The organism is Bradyrhizobium sp. Ses1 (genome assembly GCF_059512365.1).
The window spans coordinates 1-2775 of the sequence record NZ_JCAMOQ010000144.1 but is presented as its reverse complement, the minus strand read 5'-3'; the positions used below and the strand labels follow the sequence as shown (position 1 = coordinate 2775).

At 57.4% G+C, this 2775-nt stretch carries 4 protein-coding genes and 1 pseudogene; 1 reads left to right on the top strand and 4 read right to left on the bottom strand.

Annotated features, from left to right (window positions below; translation table 11 throughout):
• Positions 1-17 precede the first annotated feature (17 nt).
• Both AC5ZG5_RS45950 and AC5ZG5_RS45945 read right to left on the bottom strand, forming a co-directional pair.
• Positions 18-275, bottom strand: a pseudogene (locus AC5ZG5_RS45950) (transposase); the annotation flags it as partial.
• A gap of 212 nt (positions 276-487) precedes the next feature.
• The gene (locus AC5ZG5_RS45945) at positions 488-661 is read right to left on the bottom strand and encodes a hypothetical protein (protein ID WP_456647210.1); all 174 of its coding nucleotides are present in this window, start codon (positions 659-661) and stop codon (positions 488-490) included.
• A gap of 283 nt (positions 662-944) precedes the next feature.
• On the opposite strand from AC5ZG5_RS45945, the gene AC5ZG5_RS45940 reads away from it, so the two are divergent.
• Positions 945-1142: a hypothetical protein gene (locus AC5ZG5_RS45940; RefSeq protein ID WP_456647211.1), complete on the top strand. Its 198-nt coding sequence runs from the start codon at positions 945-947 to the stop codon at positions 1140-1142.
• A gap of 223 nt (positions 1143-1365) precedes the next feature.
• Here AC5ZG5_RS45940 and AC5ZG5_RS45935 read toward each other — a convergent pair whose 3' ends face one another.
• Positions 1366-1794, bottom strand: a complete 429-nt coding sequence (locus tag AC5ZG5_RS45935; protein WP_456647212.1) for a hypothetical protein — start codon at positions 1792-1794, stop codon at positions 1366-1368.
• A 271-nt stretch (positions 1795-2065) separates the two neighbouring features.
• Positions 2066-2422 carry a hypothetical protein gene (locus AC5ZG5_RS45930; RefSeq protein ID WP_456647213.1) on the bottom strand — a complete coding sequence of 119 codons (357 nt, stop codon included), beginning with the start codon at positions 2420-2422 and terminating at the stop codon, positions 2066-2068.
• Between the last annotated feature and the right edge of the window lie 353 nt (positions 2423-2775).

The window sequence follows — 2775 nt, the reverse complement described above, 5'->3', positions numbered from 1 at the left end:
AATGCCGTTTCTTAGGAATCGTTCTCCAGCGTCAGCTCGCCGATCTTGGCATGCAGCGACTTCACGTCGACGGCGGGCGTGGCCGGTGTCCCACCTCCCGGTCCGAAAACCTCGGAAGCGCTTGCCTCAAGCTGCGATTTCCATGTCGTTATCTGGTTGGGATGGACGTCGAAATGCTCTGCCAGCTGGGCGATGGTTCGGTCGCCCTTGACGGCGGCCAGAGCCACCTTCGCCTCGAAGGCCGCTGAGTGGTTCCGGCGGGGTCGTCTGCTCATTGTCGCTCCTGATTCGCAGGCACAGCGTGCCCGCTGTCAGGCAGAAATTCCACTTATCGTCCTGTGCAGAATTCCGCGACCAGCTCTCATCTCGAAATGCGATAATCACGTAAGAGTACAACTGGAGTTCAGTTCCCCGACCTGGATTCAGCGATGGCGCGATCTATAGTGATCTTTTGTGCGGGACGGCGGTGACTGAAAGTCCGCTTGAACTAGTCGGCCATCACCCGCGGCCGGGCGCTGCTGATCCGATGGGCCAGCGCGGCGGCTTCGGCGAGAGAGCCGTCCAGCGCCCACCGCAAATTTGGCCTTCGCCAGCTTTTACTCATGTTCGGCGCGGCAAGCTTCGTGACCTCGGCGCTTTGAGGTAGTTCCGAGCGTTCCATCGCGGCTCCAGGCGCTTTTCCCATCGTCGGCGGCCATGTGGTCGGTATCGGCCGCAGTTCCTATGATAAGTATCGCGATAACGCTAAAAAGTGCGGCATCCATTCGTTCTTATCTCTGGCAAGATCAGGGAATTGCCCAAAGTATCGAAGGGTCGGAAGGCCAATTGCTCACAACTACCGATTCGCAACGATTCACATAGACCCATTCTGCCGCTGGCGCGATTTGAGCGACTCAGGTTAGGCTATTGTCCTCCAACAAGCCCAATGCGAGACGAGAAACGAAATGGTTGCTGCCGCCCCCGAACTGCCCACGTCAGGCTACGCCCTCGAAGTGGATGGTCGATTAAAAGCCGAATTTTTGACCAGAGACGGAGCAAAGGCAGGGGCAGAAGATCTGAAGAAGCGCTTTCCAATGCTTCAGGTCAGAATTTACGATGCGCAGACGATGACTCGAGAAGAGGTATCGCTTCCGCGAGCTTAGGTGCTCGTCGAAAGGGTTCTGATGCGCGTGCGGCAGGGACTGGCTCCGAACCGCACAACGTTTAGCCCTATGGCTTGGTCCCCGGCTGTCGTTCGTGAAGAGCTGTCCAAGCCATTGAGCGGGAATCGATTTTAGAGCAGAGCGATGTTTCATATTGCGGCCTTTTGGCTTTGAAGGCGCAAGCTTGCAATTTCATGTTGCGATTTCCGCAAAGGCTATCCAATCAAGGCCGCGGCCTTTCTGGACGCGATGGGTGGCATTCAGCCTGACCGTACGTGTGCATTGCAGCCATGCGGGCCATATCAATTTCGTCCAGCGTTTCTTCGCAGAACGCCTCAAACACGTGCGGGGTTGCGTGAGCACGCAAATCCGCTAAGGAGCGGACATGCGCCATGGCGCTCACATTCTCGTCTTGGCGCGGCTTGCAATGGCTGGCCTTGCTCTGAAAACGATGCAGTTTTTGATAAGACGATGCCAGCACGTCGTTCAAAACGCTGCTGCTGTCGACACTGCCGGCGGATCCGGTCGTTCTTGGCCACCGTGCCGCTCGCTGCTCAGCCAGCCTGATCTCGTTCTTCAGCGCCTCAACGTTCGCTCCGGCCAGCGATGCGGCAAGTTCGGCGCGCCCCTGACAAAGGATGGGGCTGGGCACCGTTCGCTTTCCTGGATAGCGCGCGCTTTCAAATTGCCATCCATCACAGTCGGCGGTGATCCAATCTCAGCATCTGTCAAAGCGGCAGGTGGATCTTGGTGGATTGGCCGCAAATCGCTTAGCTGCTGCTCAAAGTTCCCTTGATCGGCGGACTGGCGTGCTGGTGAGCTGGTTTGTGCGCTGATGTCGCCCGGCTGCTGCGACGCCCGTTGCTGCTGGCGCAGAAGATCGTAAGTTTCAATGAAGTCTGCGGTGTTCCATGGGTCGATATTCATTCCGTTCCCCGCGAGTATAGGTTGTTCAGGGGTGTAGTCGGCTTTTGCTGCGGGCGCTTGTATTCGGGGCCCTCTAAAATGTCTCGCGCAGGCGCTAAGCTATCTTTTGTTCGGTCGGGCCTGTGCGGATTATCTTTGCTGGCCGTGCGATAGCCGGCCAGATTGCCGCCGAGAAACAAGACCTCGGTCTCACGCTTGGGCGTTTGGTTCACCCACCATAGAAAATCCGCATCAAGGGGATGCCTTCCGCGCGCTAGAACGCCGGCGATCTTATCGGTCGACCAGGCGGCAACACTCGGAACCGTGTAGGTGTGCAACTTCTTCGCGTTTTCTGCAATCGCCTTCGCGCTCATCTTGGGTGTCTCGTCTCCCGCAACGAGCAGCTGTGACGGATCCCAGGCCAATGAGACAAAAGGAGAAGCGGTACCCCCAGCCGTGTGCACGGCAGCCATGCGGGCCGCATCAATTTCGTCAGGCTCTTCTTCGCAGAACGCCTCAAAAACGTGCGGGGCAGTGTGAGCACGCAAATCCGCTAAGGAGCGGACATGAGCGATGGCACTTACATCCTTGTCCAGGCGCGGCTCGCAATCGATGTCCTCGTTCTGAAAACGATGCAGTGTTAGATACGACGATGCTAGGGTTCAGACTCAATTGATCCAATAGGCGACGACTGCGGCGATGTGGACGGCAGCCAAGAAGTTTCTGG